Genomic DNA, 17,730 nt, shown 5'->3' with positions numbered 1-17,730 from the left:
TGATGAGTGACCAATAAACCGTCAAGTATAGCGAAGTTTGCGGTTGATTTCAGAGTTCACGCTTTAATCGCAGCAAAATTACTACGATGATGGCGTATTTTTATTAATCAAAACGAGCTGCTATAAAACAAATAAGCGGCTACATTGATACATTTTTCTTGCTTGCTGTGCCTGCGCAGACAGAGGCTACGTAAAATTTATCACTGTAGCGTGTTATAACCTTTGTTCTTGTTTTATTTAGAACTGACTACTCACGGACAAAGTTTAACGATAAAAAAAGACGCTAAGAAAAGTCTTAACGTCTTTTTTTATTTACATTATAACGGGCTACTGAAATAAATTTTTCTTGCTTGCTGTGCCTACGCAGACAGAGGCTACGTAAAATTCATCTCAGCAGACCCACTCTTATTTTATAGTGCCAAAAAACTTATGATTTAACCAGCTTGACCAAAGGCGCGTAGCCTGACTGCGGCATCACACTAACGGGGATAAACTGTAACGCTCCGCCATTAATACAGTAGCGCAAGCCGCCGCGATCTTTTGGACCATCAGGGAATACGTGGCCAAGATGTGAGTCTGCGACTCGTGAGCGCACCTCAGTACGCACCATGTTGAACGCTTTGTCCTCATACTGAGTAATCACTTGCATGTCAATCGGCTTAGTAAAGCTTGGCCAACCGCAACCTGATTGATATTTATCGGTCGATAAAAACAATGGCTCGCCGCTGACCACATCGACATAAATCCCAGGCGCGAATAAGTCATCATATTCATGACTAAACGCACGCTCAGTACCCGCGTCTTGGGTAATATTGTACTGGGCTTTCGTCAAGGTGTTCTTAAGGGCGCCTTTATCAAACCCAGCATAACGCTTGGGATCTAGTGCTTCCGCAACCGTACTGACAGGCGCGAGCTTGGCTTGTGTTGCGCCCTCAGGTTTATCAGCGGCGAGACTCAAATCAATATGACAATAGCCATTTGGATTTTTGGCCAAATAATCTTGATGATAAGCTTCTGCCACATAGAAGTTATCAAGCGCTTCATTTTCAACGACAACTTTTTGCTTATACTGGCTCTGCACTCGCTTGAGCGCCGCATCAATAACCGCTTTATCTTCTTGATCAGTGTAATAAATACCTGAGCGATATTGGACGCCGCGATCATTGCCTTGTTTATTAAGGCTGGTTGGATCAACCACACGGAAGTAATATTTTAAGAGCGTATCAAGATCGATTTTATCCGCATCATAAGTGACTTTGACCGTCTCAGCATGGCCTGAACCACGAATCACTTGCTCATAGCTTGGATTGGCCGTATCGCCATTAGCATAGCCCGATACTGCATCTACGACGCCATCGACCCGCTCCATATAAGCTTCCACACCCCAAAAGCAGCCACCCGCTAAATAAATCGAACGCGTATTGATTGGCTTGCCTTTGTCGTTATAATAAACGCCATCTTTTTGCTTAATGGTTTCAATCTTATTGTTATTATCAAGTGCTTGCGCGTTTGCAGGTTTGGCATTGCCAGACTTAAGCTCAGCAAAATCATTATTGGCATTTTCAGCGAGGGCATAGGCTTGTTCAGCGCTGATATTACCTTTAACTAAGTGAACCAAGTTGCCTTTTTTATCGAGAATAGCCCAGCTTGGATATACTTGTACGCCAAGCTTTTCAATCAGCTCACCGGAGGGGTCAGACAGTACGAGCAATTTCGGGTAATCCGCTTGAACGCCTGCATACCACGTAGTGAACTCACTATCTTCTTTCTCATTTAGATGACCAGGGCTTGCTACCGTAACCACATTTAGATCCGCAAATTTGGGATCTTTTCGCCACGTCTCTGTTTCCTCAAGCGTCCCTAAGCAAAGCGGACACCAGCTTGCCCAAAACTTCACCAAGGTTGGTTTATTGGGATCAATGACGGCGGCCCCTGTATCACCCAAACCCTTTGTTAGCTGCGGCAATGCTTGCATCTGTTGCAGCATATCGGAGGGCAACATGTCACGAGAGCTGATCGACTCACTTTTTTGCTTCCCAGTGCTTCCACTCGCTTTGCTTTCGGCATTGCTCATCTGTCCACACGCAACCAAAATCCCAGCGCTTAGTACGGTCGTTATGCCAAAGGCACTGGCATTTTTGAACCAGCGCGATGAGCCTGTCGTGAGCGCTTTGATATCTGTGCGGTTAGTATCGCGAATATTTTTATGTGGCATGACATGTCCTTTTTACGAAGTCTTGTGACCTTACGTTTGATATAAACGGTCACTCCTTGCCTTCTTGCTGTAGCAACTAGGGTAAGTAGATAATGGCTTTTGAAAAAAGCAGATTTAGGGTATGGCTGTCGGCTATTTAAGAAAAAAGCCAATACAACAAAAATAGCTCAGCTGAACGCTTGTATATGATAACGCTGTGAGGATAATACGCGTGGGCGTATTAGAACATCTTAATAGTATACATCGGTGATGGAGTTGATTTTAATAGTAATAATGCCTTGCTACACTTATTTAACAACGCGGTAAGAGTAGCGAGATAAAAAAATAATGACGTGCTCAATTGATGCTTATAAGACTATATATGATGATAAATTGAAAAAAAACAATGGGTTCCGTATTCACGTTAACGGCTGTTAGGTAGTTAGTTAGTTAATTAGTTACCTTCAAACCTTATAGTATGAAGATAGAAGCGGAAAATACGAAATACAGTTCGTGAAACACGGTTATAAAAAGATTCATATTGGTATAGATGTATAGAACGACAATACTTACTATGTTTATCTTCGAATTGTCTAAAAAATCGTCTCTGTCAGTGCCATGGTTGAATGGGCATCACGCCCTAGTTTTTAGCGCTCATAAACTGTGCCACATAGTCATCCGCTGGATTTTGACGCAGCTCGTTCGGTGTCCCCGTTTGTATTAATCGTCCCCCGTTTAAAATGCTAATGCGCTGTCCGACTTTGACCGCTTCATCGATATCATGGGTAATAAAAACAATGGTTTTGTTCAGACGCGCTTGTAATTCTAACAGCTGGTCTTGCAATTGAGCACGAATAAGCGGGTCAAGTGCAGAGAACGCCTCATCCATGAGCAAAATTGGATTGTCTGTCGCCAAAGCACGCGCCAAACCAACCCGCTGCTGCATCCCGCCTGACAACTCATCCGGATAGCTATGCTCTAAGTTTGACAATCCAACTTCATTCAACCAGTGCCGAGCAACATCGTGGCGCTCCTTAACACTCATTTTGCGTACGCGCAAACCGTAGGCCACGTTTTGTATGACGGTCATGTGCGGCACCAAGCCAAAATGCTGAAAGACCATACTGACCGTTTGCTGGCGATACTGTTGCAACTCTTTGTCGTTAAGCGCCAAGACATCAATGGCTGAATGGTTGGTCTCGGCGTTAGAAACGTCTGTCATATCGAGAGGCGCTTGAGTCTTGTGTAAATCAGTGGTTGGCGACTGCGTCTTAGTAATGGCGTGATCGGCCTTGGTAGACCGTTTTGCATTGATAGCAGTATCGACCCATATTTTGCCACTGGTTGGGTCAATCAAGCGGTTGATATGACGTATCAATGTTGATTTACCAGAACCGGATAGCCCCATAATACAATGCAGCTCGCCTGCCTTGACGGTCAGATTGATATCATAAAGTCCAACCGAATAGCCTGTTTGCTCCTTGACTTTAACACTGTCCATGCCTTGTTCTAACAACGCCAGTGCTGACTGTGCTTGCGAGCTGGTGGCATTATAAATCTTACTGATGTTCTCGAGCTGGATATGATTCATCATGGTTCTCGCTATGGGCACTGTTTTGTAAACGTTGTTTTATAGGTGCTGTTTATAGACGTTGTTTTATAAACAGGGTTATAAGCATACAATTCTAAAGACTTTTATTTAGGGCTTTTACTCTCAGGCAAATCGTTAACCAATCGGACGTTTGCCAGCGTCAATGGTTTTTTGACGCGCACGCTTGCCTTGTCCAAACGCTTGCGTGATACGGTCAATAATAATCGCCACAATAACAATAGCCGTTCCTGCCTGTAAGCCTTGACCAATATTAAGCGTTTGTATCGATTGCAATACATCTTCGCCAAGACCCGGCGCACCAATCATTGACGCCAACACCACCATCGCAAGTGACATCATCACCGCTTGGTTGATACCCGCCATAATGCTCGGTAGCGCTTGCGGCAATTTGATCCAAATCAGCAGCTGTAAATGCGTGCTACCGAATGAGCGTCCCGCTTCGACCATCTCATGATTCACTTGAGTAATACCAAGCATGGTCAGACGTATGAGTGGTGGCAAGGCATAAACGATGGTGGCAAACAGCGCAGGGACTTTACCAATACCAAATAACATCAAGACAGGAATCAGATAGACAAAGCTTGGCATGGTTTGCATGACATCCAATATGGGCGTGACGATTCTGCGAAGCCACTTACTGCCCGACATCGCAATGCCGATCGGAATACCAATGACAACCGTAACCAACACCGATACGATGAGCAGCGCCAAGGTGTCAATCAACGCGCCCCATAATCCAAATGCGCCAATTAAAAACAGTCCTACGCCACATGCCAGCGCAAACCAGATTTTGCGTACCCCAAACCAAGCCAATACTGTGACGAGCGCAATAATCAACCAAGGTGGAATGACCGTTAATAGACGTTCTATAGGTAGCAATAAATAGGTCAATGCCAAGCGGCTAACTGTACGAAACACATCGCCATAATTTTGAACGACGCTTGCCAGCGTATTATTGAGTGGAGTCTCAAGCGACCATGAGGGAAAACTGTCTGACCAGCCTAGGGCATTGGCATTGTCGTTAGCGGCTGTAGAGTCGATGACAGCGGCTCCTGTCAAACTGATACCTAGATTTTTAGCAAGGTTAGTAGCGGCTTCATCAGACAACCATGCTTGCCAAACGTCTGGGTGTTCACGCAAGAACGCTAACGCTTGCTCTTCTCCGCTGCGTTTGGTTTCACTCATCTCCAAAATAGCGCCATTGAGCTCATCAGAGGTGAATTGCACTTTGTTGAAGGCTTCTGCCAACTCTGGATTGGTCTCCAAAAACGGGGTCGATACGGCGATACTCAATGGCGAGACAGGAAACCCAGAGATGCAGTCAGAGGTGCCATCTATTTGTAATAAATCTTGCCAGCAGGCCTCATCGTGATCTGGGAATGCCAATGGTGCAAAATCATATTTCGCCATCAATCCTGTGGGCTGCCAGTAATAAAATAATAAGGGTTTGTGCTGCTCAAACGCGGAGGAAATTTCGGCATCAAGCGCGGCACCAGTGCCAGGATGAGCATTGTTAAATACCTTATCCAACCCTGTGTTTTCGAGTAGACGAGTATTAAAGACCTCACATGCCCAACCAGATGGACAATTCATAAAGCGTGACTTACCGGGATTTTCAGGGTCTTTAAACAGCTCAGCGTATTTGGGTAAATCCTGATAGCTACGCAGTCCCGGGTTTTCGTCTAAGACATACTTAGGCACATACCAGCCTTGGGTTGCACCGCCTTTAAGCGTATCGCCAATCACGGCTACCTTATTGTCTTTGAGGGCTTGCTCCATAATTGGCGAGCGTCCCACCCATTGCTCACCGATAATTTGGATGTCGTTTTGTGATAACGCCGTCTCAAGCGCTGGGCCCGCACCGGGCACTTCTTCTATCTCACAATTGTAGCCATCTTCAGTGATGTATTTGAGGACGCCCGAGATAAACTGGCCACTCTCCCACGTTAATGCGCCAAACTTAATAGGCGCATCACAAGCAGCAGAAGCTGATACAGGCAGTAACAGTGCACTCATACACAGTAAACTTAATGCAATCCATTGGCGCATGTTCTGTCCTATTTATTATTGTTATCAACACTGGGATCGTTATTGATGGTTATCGATTGCTACGGCTCTTTTCTTACTCAATCAAGGCGGATCTATATTCGACCCCTCTACAGACCCTTTATCTAAACAGAAATCTACGGATGATTGGCTTTATTGTAAATTTTGTCAGTTTATAAGACTGATAATAGATAATTATTTGCCAATTGTTAATACCTGTTTTTAAACGGTAACACTTATAGAACAGTCGATATTAAATGTTTTAGTTAAGTCCTATATATTTGAAAATTTATAAGTCTCTATATGCTTTATCCCAATCTGGGTGAGTATCAGGTGCCAATATTCGTATAGTATTATCTTCATTTGTAACCTTATTATATAAGTATTTCCAAGCCTTGCCCTGTATTGAAGAAACATTTGTAAAGCTACTATCCTTATAACTAACAGTAGCATCGCTGAAAGACTGTAGAACACCTATTTCAGCTATCTTGTTAGCTTTTAAAGAATACAAGTAAGTTCGATCAAAGGTAGTAATAGCAACACTATTATTGTCTGGGCTTTGGTCAATACTAAACACCCTTAAATTCTTCTCAGTCTGATGTAAACAGATAACATCGTCTTCAGCTATTTGCCAAAGGCTTAAGCCACCATCACCTGCCGTTACTATTCGAGTACCATCAGGACTAAATTCACAGCTTGTAATGTGTTCTTTTTCGATAAAACGATGTAAGCAGATGATATTGTCTTCGGCTATTTGCCAAAGACTGGCGCCGCCCTCACCTGCAGTTACTATCCGAGTGCCATCAAGACTAAATTCACAGCTTGTAATGTGTTCTTTTTCGATAAAACGATGTAAGCAGATGATATTGTCTTCGGCTATCTGCCAAAGACTGGCGCCACTCTCACCTGCAGTTACTATCCGAGTGCCATCAGGACTAAATTCGCAGATCATAGGATCTTCTTCAATAAAACTCTGTAAACAAATAACATTATCTCCAGCTATTTGCCAAAGACTGGCGCCGCCCTCGCTTGCAGTTAATATTCGAGTACCATCAGGACTAAATTCACAGCTTGTAATGTGTTCTTCTTCAATAAAACGATGTAAGCAGATGATATTGTCTTCGGCTATTTGCCAAAGACTGGCCCCGTTAAGACCAGAAATTACTAGCTGAGTGTCATCAGGACTAAATTGGCAAATTTCAGTACCATAATCATCGGAAAAACGATCTAAGCGGATGATATTGTCTTCGACTATTTGCCAAAGATTTATGTATTGATATCCTACAGTTACTAGTCGTGTGCAATCAGAGTTAAAGCTGCTTTTTTTGATAAAAACTTCATCGCAGAAATTATGTAAACAGGTGATACTGTCTTCGGCCATCTTCCAAAGACTGCCGCCATTACGACCTACAGTCACTAGCTGAGTACCATCAGGACTAAATTCGCAGCTCGCGACAGGCTGTTTTTCAAAAAACTTATGTAAACAGATAACATCGTCTTCGGCTATTTGCCAAAGACTGGCGTTGCTATAACAACCTATTATTAGGTGTAGACCATCGCAACTAAAACTGCAAGTTTCAGCACCATAGCCATTAGAAAGTCTATGTAAGCAGATGATATTGTCTTCGATGATCTGCCAAAGACTGGCGCCACTATGGCCAGAAATTACTAGCTGAGTGCTATCAGGACTGAATTTGCAACTTGTGATAAAGAATTCATTATAGAAATCATGTAAACAGATAACATTATCTTCGGCTATTTTCCAGAGACTTACACCTTTATGACTTGCAGTTACTAATCGAGTGCCATCAGGACTAAATTCGCAACCTCTTAATGATATATCATCAGAAAATTTATGTAAGCAGATAACATTATCTTCGACGATTTGCCAAAGACTGGCGCCACCCCTACCTGCAGTTACTAGTCGAGTACCATCAGGACTAAATTCGCAGCTCGTAATACTATCTTCTTTGTCTTCAATAAAACGATGTAAACAGATAACATTATCTTCAGCTATTTGCCAGAGACTTACACCTTTATGACTTGCAGTTACTAGTCGAGTACCATCAGAACTAAATCTACAGCCTCTAATAAATCTCTCATCAAAAAATTTATGTAAACAGATAACATTATCTTCAGCTATTTGCCAAAGACTGGCGCCGCCACGACCTGCAGTTACTATTCGAGTGCCATCAGGACTAAATTCGCAGCTCGTAATACTATCTTCTTCAATGAAACTCTGTAAACAGATAACATTATCTTCAGTTATTTGCCAAAGACCTACACCTTTATGACTTGCAGTTAATATTCGAGTGCCATCAGGACTAAATTCACAGCCCGTGATACTATCTTCTTCAATGAAACTCTGTAAGCAGATAATATTATCTTTGGCGATTTGCCAAAGACTGGCGCCGCCATAGCCCCCTAGTAGTATCCGTATACCATCAGGATGAAAACAAGCTAATCTAGAACTTGGATTTTCATATATAAGTTGTTGTAAAACGTTTAGATTTTTCGAGTTCTCACTTTCATTGGATGGCATAATTAAGTTCGAGTGTAATAGACTAGAGCCTTTCCAAATATTTGGAATTAAACAATCATTGAATCTATTGTTACGAAAAATTGTTGTTTCACTAACCCAGTCTTCAATATTACATGCATTAAATTTATTTTGTCTGAGGTAAGTATTAGTTAAGTTAGTTTTAGAAAAATCAATAAAATTAAAGGTACATTCTTCAATACTAGCATCAGAAAAATTAACGCTACTTAAGTTTAAAGCTTTATTTTTTGATTGTTTATCAAGGTTGATATTCATGAACTTCAAGCCTTGCCAGTTTGGTTTATCTAATACTGTAAATTCTTGATTCTCAATATAGGCGAAATACCATATATCAAATGCGATTTTTCTACTAGTGACATTAGAATCTGATTGCTGGAGTTGCTGCCAATGTCTATCAAATGTATCCTTTTCACTCTTCCTGATCGCTAAACGCCAATCTAATAAAAACTGAATAATTTCCGAACCGAGAGTGTCTTTAATAAAGATATGTTCAAACCCTTTTTCAGTATTATCACAATTGATTACACTATCAAATATACCTACAGCAACAAAGAACTCAAAAAATGACGTATGGGCAAAACGATATTCATCGTCATTATCTCGTACTAACAGACTAGCATTATGTAAATCTTGTAGTATTATTTCAGGTGCATATGAACCTGAAATAAGCTTGATCCTCAGTTGTGGATAGTCATCTAAATTATCTAATAACCATTCGTCTAAAGCTTCTACATGCAAGGTAGTAATGCCTTGTTGCCACAAATGTAGTGCAAACCGTCCTAATAATTTTCTTTTCTCATTTAACGGTATTAAGTGTTTTTCATTATCACGAAGCCCAACTCTATCGAATAACATTCTGTAAAGTGTTGATGCATTAATATGAGGATTATGTTGAAATTCTTTTTGTAGCTCAGGTAATAAATCCCTAATAAGATTAAGCATAAGCGGACGTTCGGACAGCCCTGATAAATCATGAACATTATTTATAAATTTTAACGCCTTATCTGCGTCAGCTTTCCCAAGCCAATTAATAAGATAATTTTCAATTTGTTCTTTCGTAAAAGGTAAAAGGTAATAAATTTGATAGTTTTTTACTTCGCCCGCGCTAACACCTGCTTCATGGCGGTAATAAAGCTGGTGAAATGCTTCCTGCTCTGCATAGTTTTTGAAAAAATGTGTTCGGCAGCTGATTAGAATACGTGAATTAATAGGTACTTCTGACGAATTTTGCTGGTTGCTATCTTTATTTAAGCGGTTGAGATCTTGCTGATAAACGCTTTTTGAGAATATTTCCAATAATTTATTCAATAATCCAGTCTGTTGCTGTGCATTAAGCTTTTGTCCTACCTCATCAAAACCATCAAATATTAGTAGGCAAGGATACTCATTGATAAATTTAATGATGCTATCGCCTGATACTTTCTTAGTAACTCCAGTACTACTAAGCATAGTTTCAAGCAGTGAACTAATAGGCTCGATAGCAATATCTTTCTGGCTACTAAACGCGTTAAGGAGCTTTTTTAAGTCTAAATAGATAGGTAGAACAGGCTTATTGTCATGAATATCATCTTTCGCTATCTTATCATTATAGTTGTCCATTAACTTTTTAGTTAACATCTGACAACTGGTTGATTTACCAGAGCCAAAATCACCTAATAAGTAGAATAGCCTAGTCTCCAGATCTGTTGTATCTGTAGACCAATCATACATAAGATCAACAATATCAATTGCTCCTTCATATTGATGTTGTTGAGTATTGCCTTTCAAATACTCTGGGCTTTGAAAGCCTAACTCTATGCTATTGCCTGTATCTTGCAATGTATTTTTAACATCATAGTATTTATCAAATTTAGGTGGGGTTGGATTTTTATTAAACCAACTGTATATGTTTTCAACCAACTGACCTACCAGCGCCTTTTTGTTAGCAGGTGATGCACTAGTAAAAAAGTCTAAACCGTTAGTAAAGTTATCAGGTGGAGTTAACGCTAGATTCTTTTGGTATCTAGTATCCATATCTCCATATGTACAGTCGAATGGCAATACTAGGGCGCGACGATTAGGAAGGTTTTTGCCATCTTCTGTTAAATAGTAATCTATTTCACGCTTACAAGCTGATGAGTGAAGGTACTTGTGGGTATAGCAGATAACTGCCATAGGTGTTTCTTGGCACATTGCATCTTGTTGTTCAATTTGATCTTCACCCAGCTCAAAGTTCTTATAGTCAGTAAAAAGAGACACTCTAGGACTATCTTGATATTTGGCAGGAGGGTTTTTAAGACCATCTTCTAGCATAGTGGCAAACTGTCTTTGGGCTTTTAACTCTTCTGCATCTGGTTCCCACGAATAGCTGAACAAGACCTGTCTTTTTGCATACGTAGGTTTTGGACTGGCTTTTGGCGCTACCAACTTATCACCATCTAATTTATTGTGAGAATTACTTTGTTTGATAAAATCTGCCGTTTGCTTGTTGAGATTGTCATTAAATTTCTTTTCATCAATAGCAATTACTACGTTATTTTTACTATTGCTAATCTCAATACCTAAGTCATTATCATTAAACTCTTGATTGAGCATACTTATCCTTTTACGGAAATTTTCAAGAGTTACTACGCCTATATCGTCACTCGTTTTTTTCATAAGTGCAGACTTATCAAGGTTTAAGTTTTTAGTCTGCTCAATTAAATCAACAATAACTTCCCATTGTCTTAAAACCGTATTGCCTAATAATTCTTCATCTTTTAGAGTCTGAGTTGTAGCGTTTAAATATCTAATTTTTTTATCTAGCATGACGGCATATCCTTAAATGTTTTTAATAATTTATAAGGATTATATAACATCTTATAAAGACTGTAAATCACGAAATTCACGTTTATTCACGATTTCAGATAATGAATATTTGCTAGTTATGAAGGTTTAAGAAATTGCCTATTGTAAAATCCTAGTTGTTGAGTCAGCTGATAGCACCATTCCAGTCGGACATTCATGATATATAGGCGTATACCTGAATAAAAACAGATTGTTATGATTACAACCACCTCTATACAGCTCTCAGCATCAAACCTGATGACCCATTAATAGCAAATTTTAGACAAAAAAATAGCACCCAATTGAGCAGGTGCTATTGCTTAGACTATCATTATTTTAAAATATAAATATATAACGACTGATTCAAAAATCTTATTTTAAAAACGACTCCTTTAAAGCCATTACTTTAGAAACAGTGCCATGGCTTTTTTAAACAAACCACCATAAGGCGGCAATAACAGATTCAAGCCATTTAACTTGTTTTGAACGAATATAGGTTTCATGTGACTGAGACGCTCAAACCCCGCTTTGCCATGATAAGAACCCGTACCAGACTCGCCAACCCCGCCAAATGGTAAATCATGCTGCGCGACATGGATAATCACCTCATTGATGCACAAACCACCAGAAACCGTATTATCACGTACTTTTTCTATATTGCTATTACTATCTCCAAAGACATATAACGCCAATGGCCGTGGACGTGAGTTGACGAAATGAATCGCCTCATCCAGCGTTTCATAATGAACAAGCGGTAAAATCGGTGCAAAAATCTCCTCTTGCATCACCTCGCTATCAGGCGCCGGATCACTCACAATAACGGGCGGCATAAAGCGCGTTTCCATGTTGGACTCGGCATCCGTCAGTGGATAGATCTCACCACCTGACAATGCATCGAGGTAGCCCTTTACACGCTTAAACTGGTCGCCATTGATAATGCGCGAATAATCAGGATTGTTTTCGATATTAGGATAGTGTTTTTTCATCCACTCTTTTGCCAAATGGATAAACTGATCGTGATGCTGACGCTTCATCAGCACGTAATCAGGGGCGATACAAGTTTGACCTGCATTCAGTGTCTTGCCCATCATCACACGATTGACCACCATTTCCAGATGCGCATCGTCCAGTACGATTACTGGCGATTTTCCACCAAGTTCAAGGGTCACTGGCGTTAAATTGGGCGCTGCTGCTGCCATGATTTGTCGACCCACCGCCGTAGAACCGGTATAAAGCAGATGATCGAAAGGCAGCTTACTAAAGGCGACCGCAATATCTACTTCACCCAATACCACACAGACCATATCTGAAGAAAAATAATGAGCAACCGCATCGGCAAACGTTTGAGCAAATTGCGGCGCCGCCTCACTCATCTTAATCATTACTCGGTTGCCAGCGGCAAGTGCATCGATCATTGGCCCGACAGCCAAATACAAAGGATAGTTCCAAGGCACGATGATACCGACCACGCCTAGTGGCTGTGGCTGGATTTCATTATGCGCAGGTCTATATACCGCCGAGATAGAAACGCGCTGGGTTTTCATCCACTTTTTACCATGCTTTCTGGCATGGCTGATACCCGTAAAGCTGGGGAAAAGCTCAGCAAACTGGGTTTCTGATTCGCTACGATAGCCAAAATCTGCGCTGATGGCTTTAGCAAAACTTTCTTGATTGTCGCTCAGCATCACTTCTAGATTATCAAGCTGGGTTTCGCGGGTGTCCCAATCATTGATGGGCTGGGTGCGACTCAATGTTTTTAGATGGGAAAACTGCGCTTGCATCTCATCAATGGTATTGGCAATACTACGCGTTTGGACCGCTTGTTGTGGCATTACGTCAGTCTCAGCTGAGGTCGTCTCTTGGTGGTCTTGGCCGTTGTTTGTCATTTATCTTCCTTGTCATAAACATGGGCATTACAGAACTTTTTGACTATAAATATGAATATGTTACCACTCATTATCTCTTAATGTAGCGCATCAATAGAACAATGAACAGCATATTAAATGTCCTATTGGGTTTGTAACCCCTTCAAATTTAACAAGCCATTAACATCACGATATTAACGTTTTTTATCGATCCGTTTTTATACCTTATACGAGCACTGGCATCGATCAAAAATACGCTAGTAGAAGATAAGCGTCATAACAGATAGTTTTGGGCGATACGCTCTAAAACTGCTACACTAAACCCTAACAATGAATCTCTTAAACCTGACAACATAAGACCACCATGCTCATGCAAAATGCCACACAACCTCTGAATGATACGCTCATTAGCAAAACGCTGTTAGCCGCTGATTACGTTCCTACGCTCGATGCGATGCTGGCACGCACGCTGGCACGGATCGATCTAAAAAAGCAAGGACAGCGCACGTCTGATGAGCTTTGGATCGTTGATCACAATGATGTTTATACGCTGGGTCAAGCGGGCAAAGAAGAACATATCTTGCAACGGACCAATACGCCTATCATCAAAACCGATCGTGGTGGTCAAGTGACGTGGCATGGTCATGGTCAATTGGTTGTTTACTGGCTGTTTGATTTGGACAGTTTGGGCTGGAGTGTGCGTCATTTGGTCTCCCACGCTGAGCAAGCCATTGAAGATGTCATTAACGACTGTCTGAGCTCAGCCGCTTCTCACAGTACCGATATCAGCGCACATTCGCGCCGTGATGCGCCTGGGGTTTATTTATACGCTGACATGCCTGAAACAAAAAACAATGATGCAGAGCTGTCCCCTCCTATTAGCGCCATTGACCCTACGATTATGCTGGGGAAAATGGCGTCACTGGGATTTAAGATCAAACACGGTTTTAGTTACCACGGTATCGCCATTAATTTAGATTGTGACTTATCAGCGTTTAATGCGATTAATCCTTGCGGTTATGCAGGCATGCAAATGCTGCGACTGTCTGATTTTATGGCAATGAATGGTGAGACAAATAACAATACTGATAACAGTAAAACTGATGAGCAAAGACAGTCGTCTTTAAGCTATGAGCAAGTGACCCAAAAGCTTATTGATAATATCGCCAAGCGTCATACTGGACTGATTGAGCTGCGTGCGCTTGCACCAAAGTAGTTCTTTGAGTCTTTTTTTGCATAATCCTTTTTCGCATAATATCTTGCACGCTTAGACTTAAGCATTGTGAGAAAACTTGAGTCAAACTTGTTATAATCGCAAGCGGCACAAAAATAAAGGGCAACGACCTTATTACAGCGATAATATTGTAGCAATAGTATTGTAGCGCCCAACGCTGAACCCTTTACATCATTTATTATTCAAACACTCAAAACAAAAGCAAATTGGAGTACTTTATGGCAGACTTTAACAAAATTCTAGACGCAGGCGACGTAGATGGCGGCATCATCAACGTAGTAGTAGAAATTCCAGCTGGTAGCAGTCACAAAATTGAGTGGAATCGCGAATTGGCCGTATTTGAGCTTGATCGTATTGATCCACAGATTTTTGCTAAGCCTTGTAACTATGGTTTTATCCCGCAAACGCTTGACGAAGACGGTGATGAGCTTGACGCGTTGATTTTGACTGAACAGCCACTACCAACTGGTATCTTCTTAAAAGCCAAAGTTATCGGTGTGATGAAGTTCGTTGATGATGGCGAAGTCGATGACAAAATCGTTGTGGTACCAGCTGATGACCGTGATACTGGCAATGCGTATAACAGCCTAGCTGATCTACCAAAACAGCTTATCAACCAGTTAGAGTTCCATTTCAGTCACTATAAAGATTTGAAAAAAGCTGGCACGACTGTGGTTGAATCTTGGGGTGACGTGAGCGAAGCCAAAGAAGTAATCAAAGAATCTATTCAGCGCTGGAAAGATTTATAATTTATTGCAGCCAAGTACTTATGAATCTTGATACTTAGGCTCTCAAAGTTAAGTACGATTACAATACCGCAGTCATTCACGTGATTGCGGTATTTTTTTGCTTGAACGTCACTCATGCAAAATGGTTATAATAAACCGACGATATCTCTCTATTTTTATATAGCACCTATATTAGCGCTAAGGACGATCATGTTTAACCCCGACCCTATCTCAAAGCCCATCAATGCCAAGTTGCCAAAAGCAATCATTACCATGATTGAAAAAAACAACTTGGTGATGGCCATCAAAACATTGGCAGCCGATGAGAATATCAGTATGGAGGAAGCCAAGGTACGGATTGATGCGTATGAAACCGCGCTGAAGATAGAGCAGCAACAAAAGCTCAGTAAGATCGCCAACAAACAAGGCATTCCTAATGAGGCCATTAGTTTTGATAGAGAACAAGAGCCTGACGATGACGCCGATCCCTTGGTAAAAAACCGCGTCAAAACCACCCAGTCACATCAGGATTTTCAGACGTTGCAAACGGGCGTGGACAGTCGACTCAAAGATTTGGGCTATAAAAAACCACTAATACCGTTTTGGCTGAAGCGATTGCTTATGATTGCTGTGATTATGCTAGGTATATTTTGGATATTGTGGCGGGTATTTGGGTAAGTAAAGTCTGTTAGGTTTCGCTCGTTGGTTTTAAGTGGTGTATCAATAGATTTGAAGGGTGAGATAGTGGGTTTTGTTGGATATAATTACAAGAAATTGTATCTTAATTAAAAAAATACGATATTTTGTATTCACTACTCGCTTAATTTTTCAGATACTTTATTAGGTTATTTCAATTTTGAACGATTGAAAATCATTTTCACACTCTACTAGTTGATACCCTAATTTTTTGTAGAATCTTATAGCATCTTTATTCAATACAAAGCTTGATAATGTAATACTCTTACGATTGGCAGTCTTAGCTGACTCGTGAATATGCGACATGACTAAATAACCAAAGCCTCTGTTCTGAAACTCTGGAAAAATAATTAATAAATGGATATGCAAACTATTTGCGTAAGGTTTGTAGCACAGCATACCAATAGAAATGTTATCAATATACAACCAGTAGAACCAACTTGGTTCATATTCTTCGAGCAGTCTCTGTTTCTGAAAATCATCATCCCAGCCAAACAATTTTTCTACATAAGGATAAATCCCCTGTTTAACTACCGTAAACAACGTGTCAAACTCTGAAGCTAAAACAGGTATCAATTGAATATTCATAATATTGCTTCTCTTGATTACCGGAGTATAAGTTTAAAAGAATGGTCTAAAAAATATTGTAAGCAAGACTGTTTTTAACTCGTAGCTTTGAAAAAATACTCATATTCGATCCATGTTTTTTATGTTATTTAGACAATCATTGTATAGCTAAATTATGGTAAATAATGTCTATCTGTCTTATCCATTTTTGGTTTTTCGAATTCTTGCCATCTGATAGGCATTGATATATTCGCCGTTACGATAAGCATAATCCACCATCTCGCCTTCTATCACAAAGCCCAAGCTTTTGTATAAACCAATGGCTCCAGTATTATCGGTATAAACAGTAATCTCAACACGCCTTATATTCAGCCAATTATCGGCCAAATCTAACGCGGCGGTTATAAGCGCTCGACCCGCACCCTTGCCTTGTGATGAGGTTTTTACGCTGATCCCAAAACTTGCTACATGGCCTCGGCGCTTTGATACCATAGTTTCAAGCCCTAAACTCCCCACCACTTCGCCCTCAATTTCAGCCACTAATACGTACGTGTTGTCAGGTATATCCGCCAGTCGCTTGCGCCACAAGCTCTTGGACGGCATAGGCAACTGCAAAGTATTTGCATATAAGGCCTCATCGGTATAAATGGCTTGCAACACATCTGCATCTTCTGGTTCGGCATGACGTATGTCAATCTTCATTATATTTATCCTTATACTTAAATTATTATATGGTTAATACATTGACTAGTGTCGACTTTGGTAACGAGTGGGAGCATTATTTTTGTTATCAATATCCAAAATATTTAAGCCTTAATTTATTCTAATTAATAGCAACTTACCATGGAGAGTCAGTCCCTACTAAGGTATTCAATAGTTAATATTGAAGTAAGACTCTACACTAAAAGAGCATTATTTTTATTGTAGAAACTCTCATTTTAATCGATAATAGTCTATTAAAATAGTGTATTTATAATCAAATTTTCTGACCTTATTTTATATAAAATCTCATTTATCAGTACATGATAAGGAAAGCTCAATGCCCAACCTCAGATTGGTAATAGTAGGATTTTCGACCCTTATATTTATAAGTATAGGTTGTAGCAATACCGAGTCTAAAAGCGTCAGTGACCTACAGAGAAATCTACAAAGACATCGACGGAGCAAATTTTAGAAAAAGTAGAGATGCGCGGCAAATTTAGAAGAAGCTTTGAAGTCCATGAACTAGAATCTAATGGCAATATTTACTATGTGTCAGACCCAAAACAGCTATTAGTAAATCACTCAAATGGGCTTGACCAAAAAGGGTATGACAAAGCTTTTGACGCTTGCGTGGTTGGCGTTATTGATTCCAAAGGTGGATATGGCCCTATTGGTAAATACGAAAATAAAATCACTGTCAGCGAACTCTGTTTATAAAAAG

The 17,730-nt window shown here is 40.5% G+C and carries 11 protein-coding genes; 4 read left to right on the top strand and 7 right to left on the bottom strand.

Features of this window, described 5'->3' with window-relative positions:
* Positions 1 to 427 precede the first annotated feature (427 nt).
* The 5 genes from msrAB to AAJP47_RS09135 all read right to left on the bottom strand — a co-directional run bounded on the left by msrAB (position 428) and on the right by AAJP47_RS09135 (position 13,049).
* Positions 428 to 2,215, bottom strand: a complete 1,788-nt coding sequence (gene msrAB, locus AAJP47_RS09155) for a bifunctional peptide-methionine (S)-S-oxide reductase MsrA/peptide-methionine (R)-S-oxide reductase MsrB (protein WP_346717607.1) — start codon at positions 2,213 to 2,215, stop codon at positions 428 to 430.
* Between the two features lie 619 nt (positions 2,216 to 2,834).
* The gene (locus tag AAJP47_RS09150) at positions 2,835 to 3,785 is read right to left on the bottom strand and encodes an ATP-binding cassette domain-containing protein (RefSeq protein WP_346717786.1); all 951 of its coding nucleotides are present in this window, start codon (positions 3,783 to 3,785) and stop codon (positions 2,835 to 2,837) included.
* Between the two features lie 135 nt (positions 3,786 to 3,920).
* A complete protein-coding gene (locus AAJP47_RS09145; protein WP_346717606.1) occupies positions 3,921 to 5,855 on the bottom strand; it encodes a glycine betaine ABC transporter substrate-binding protein in 1,935 nt (644 codons plus the stop codon).
* 286 nt (positions 5,856 to 6,141) lie between these two features.
* Positions 6,142 to 11,199 carry a hypothetical protein gene (locus tag AAJP47_RS09140; protein WP_346717605.1) on the bottom strand — a complete coding sequence of 1,686 codons (5,058 nt, stop codon included), beginning with the start codon at positions 11,197 to 11,199 and terminating at the stop codon, positions 6,142 to 6,144.
* Between the two features lie 419 nt (positions 11,200 to 11,618).
* A complete protein-coding gene (locus tag AAJP47_RS09135; RefSeq protein WP_346717785.1) occupies positions 11,619 to 13,049 on the bottom strand; it encodes a coniferyl aldehyde dehydrogenase in 1,431 nt (476 codons plus the stop codon).
* A gap of 403 nt (positions 13,050 to 13,452) precedes the next feature.
* Here AAJP47_RS09135 and lipB point away from each other — a divergent pair, with 403 nt between their 5' ends.
* From lipB to AAJP47_RS09120, 3 genes are all read left to right on the top strand, one after another.
* The gene (lipB, locus tag AAJP47_RS09130) at positions 13,453 to 14,298 is read left to right on the top strand and encodes a lipoyl(octanoyl) transferase LipB (RefSeq protein WP_346717604.1); all 846 of its coding nucleotides are present in this window, start codon (positions 13,453 to 13,455) and stop codon (positions 14,296 to 14,298) included.
* A 236-nt stretch (positions 14,299 to 14,534) separates the two neighbouring features.
* Positions 14,535 to 15,065, top strand: coding sequence for an inorganic diphosphatase (locus tag AAJP47_RS09125; RefSeq protein WP_346717603.1), 531 nt, complete (start codon positions 14,535 to 14,537; stop codon positions 15,063 to 15,065).
* Positions 15,066 to 15,254: 189 nt separating this feature from the next.
* A complete protein-coding gene (locus AAJP47_RS09120; RefSeq protein ID WP_346717602.1) occupies positions 15,255 to 15,722 on the top strand; it encodes a hypothetical protein in 468 nt (155 codons plus the stop codon).
* 162 nt (positions 15,723 to 15,884) lie between these two features.
* Here the strand turns inward: AAJP47_RS09120 and AAJP47_RS09115 are convergent, their stop codons facing one another.
* A complete protein-coding gene (locus AAJP47_RS09115) occupies positions 15,885 to 16,328 on the bottom strand; it encodes a GNAT family N-acetyltransferase (RefSeq protein ID WP_346717601.1) in 444 nt (147 codons plus the stop codon).
* Between the two features lie 177 nt (positions 16,329 to 16,505).
* Positions 16,506 to 17,009, bottom strand: a complete 504-nt coding sequence (locus AAJP47_RS09110; protein WP_346717600.1) for a GNAT family N-acetyltransferase — start codon at positions 17,007 to 17,009, stop codon at positions 16,506 to 16,508.
* 483 nt (positions 17,010 to 17,492) lie between these two features.
* Between AAJP47_RS09110 and AAJP47_RS09105 the strand changes: the two genes are divergently transcribed.
* Positions 17,493 to 17,726 carry a hypothetical protein gene (locus AAJP47_RS09105; protein ID WP_346717599.1) on the top strand — a complete coding sequence of 78 codons (234 nt, stop codon included), beginning with the start codon at positions 17,493 to 17,495 and terminating at the stop codon, positions 17,724 to 17,726.
* Positions 17,727 to 17,730: the final 4 nt, after the last annotated feature.

The sequence above is a fragment of the Psychrobacter halotolerans genome (genome assembly GCF_039680845.1).
Taxonomy (GTDB): Bacteria; Pseudomonadota; Gammaproteobacteria; order Pseudomonadales; family Moraxellaceae; genus Psychrobacter.
This window is presented reverse-complemented; position numbering and strand designations above follow the sequence as displayed.

Excerpts from the sequence above, each read along its gene's own strand:
- AAJP47_RS09140 (WP_346717605.1), bottom strand. The coding sequence starts at position 11,199 with ATGCTAGATAAAAAAATTAGATATTTAAACGCTACAACTCAGACTCTA.
- AAJP47_RS09110 (WP_346717600.1), bottom strand. The coding sequence starts at position 17,009 with ATGAAGATTGACATACGTCATGCCGAACCAGAAGATGCAGATGTGTTG.
- AAJP47_RS09105 (WP_346717599.1), top strand. The coding sequence starts at position 17,493 with ATGCGCGGCAAATTTAGAAGAAGCTTTGAAGTCCATGAACTAGAATCT.
- AAJP47_RS09125 (WP_346717603.1), top strand. The coding sequence starts at position 14,535 with ATGGCAGACTTTAACAAAATTCTAGACGCAGGCGACGTAGATGGCGGC.
- msrAB (WP_346717607.1), bottom strand. The coding sequence starts at position 2,215 with ATGCCACATAAAAATATTCGCGATACTAACCGCACAGATATCAAAGCG.
- AAJP47_RS09150 (WP_346717786.1), bottom strand. The coding sequence starts at position 3,785 with ATGAATCATATCCAGCTCGAGAACATCAGTAAGATTTATAATGCCACC.
- AAJP47_RS09135 (WP_346717785.1), bottom strand. The coding sequence starts at position 13,049 with ATGCCACAACAAGCGGTCCAAACGCGTAGTATTGCCAATACCATTGAT.
- AAJP47_RS09115 (WP_346717601.1), bottom strand. The coding sequence starts at position 16,328 with ATGAATATTCAATTGATACCTGTTTTAGCTTCAGAGTTTGACACGTTG.
- AAJP47_RS09145 (WP_346717606.1), bottom strand. The coding sequence starts at position 5,855 with ATGCGCCAATGGATTGCATTAAGTTTACTGTGTATGAGTGCACTGTTA.
- AAJP47_RS09120 (WP_346717602.1), top strand. The coding sequence starts at position 15,255 with ATGTTTAACCCCGACCCTATCTCAAAGCCCATCAATGCCAAGTTGCCA.
- lipB (WP_346717604.1), top strand. The coding sequence starts at position 13,453 with ATGCAAAATGCCACACAACCTCTGAATGATACGCTCATTAGCAAAACG.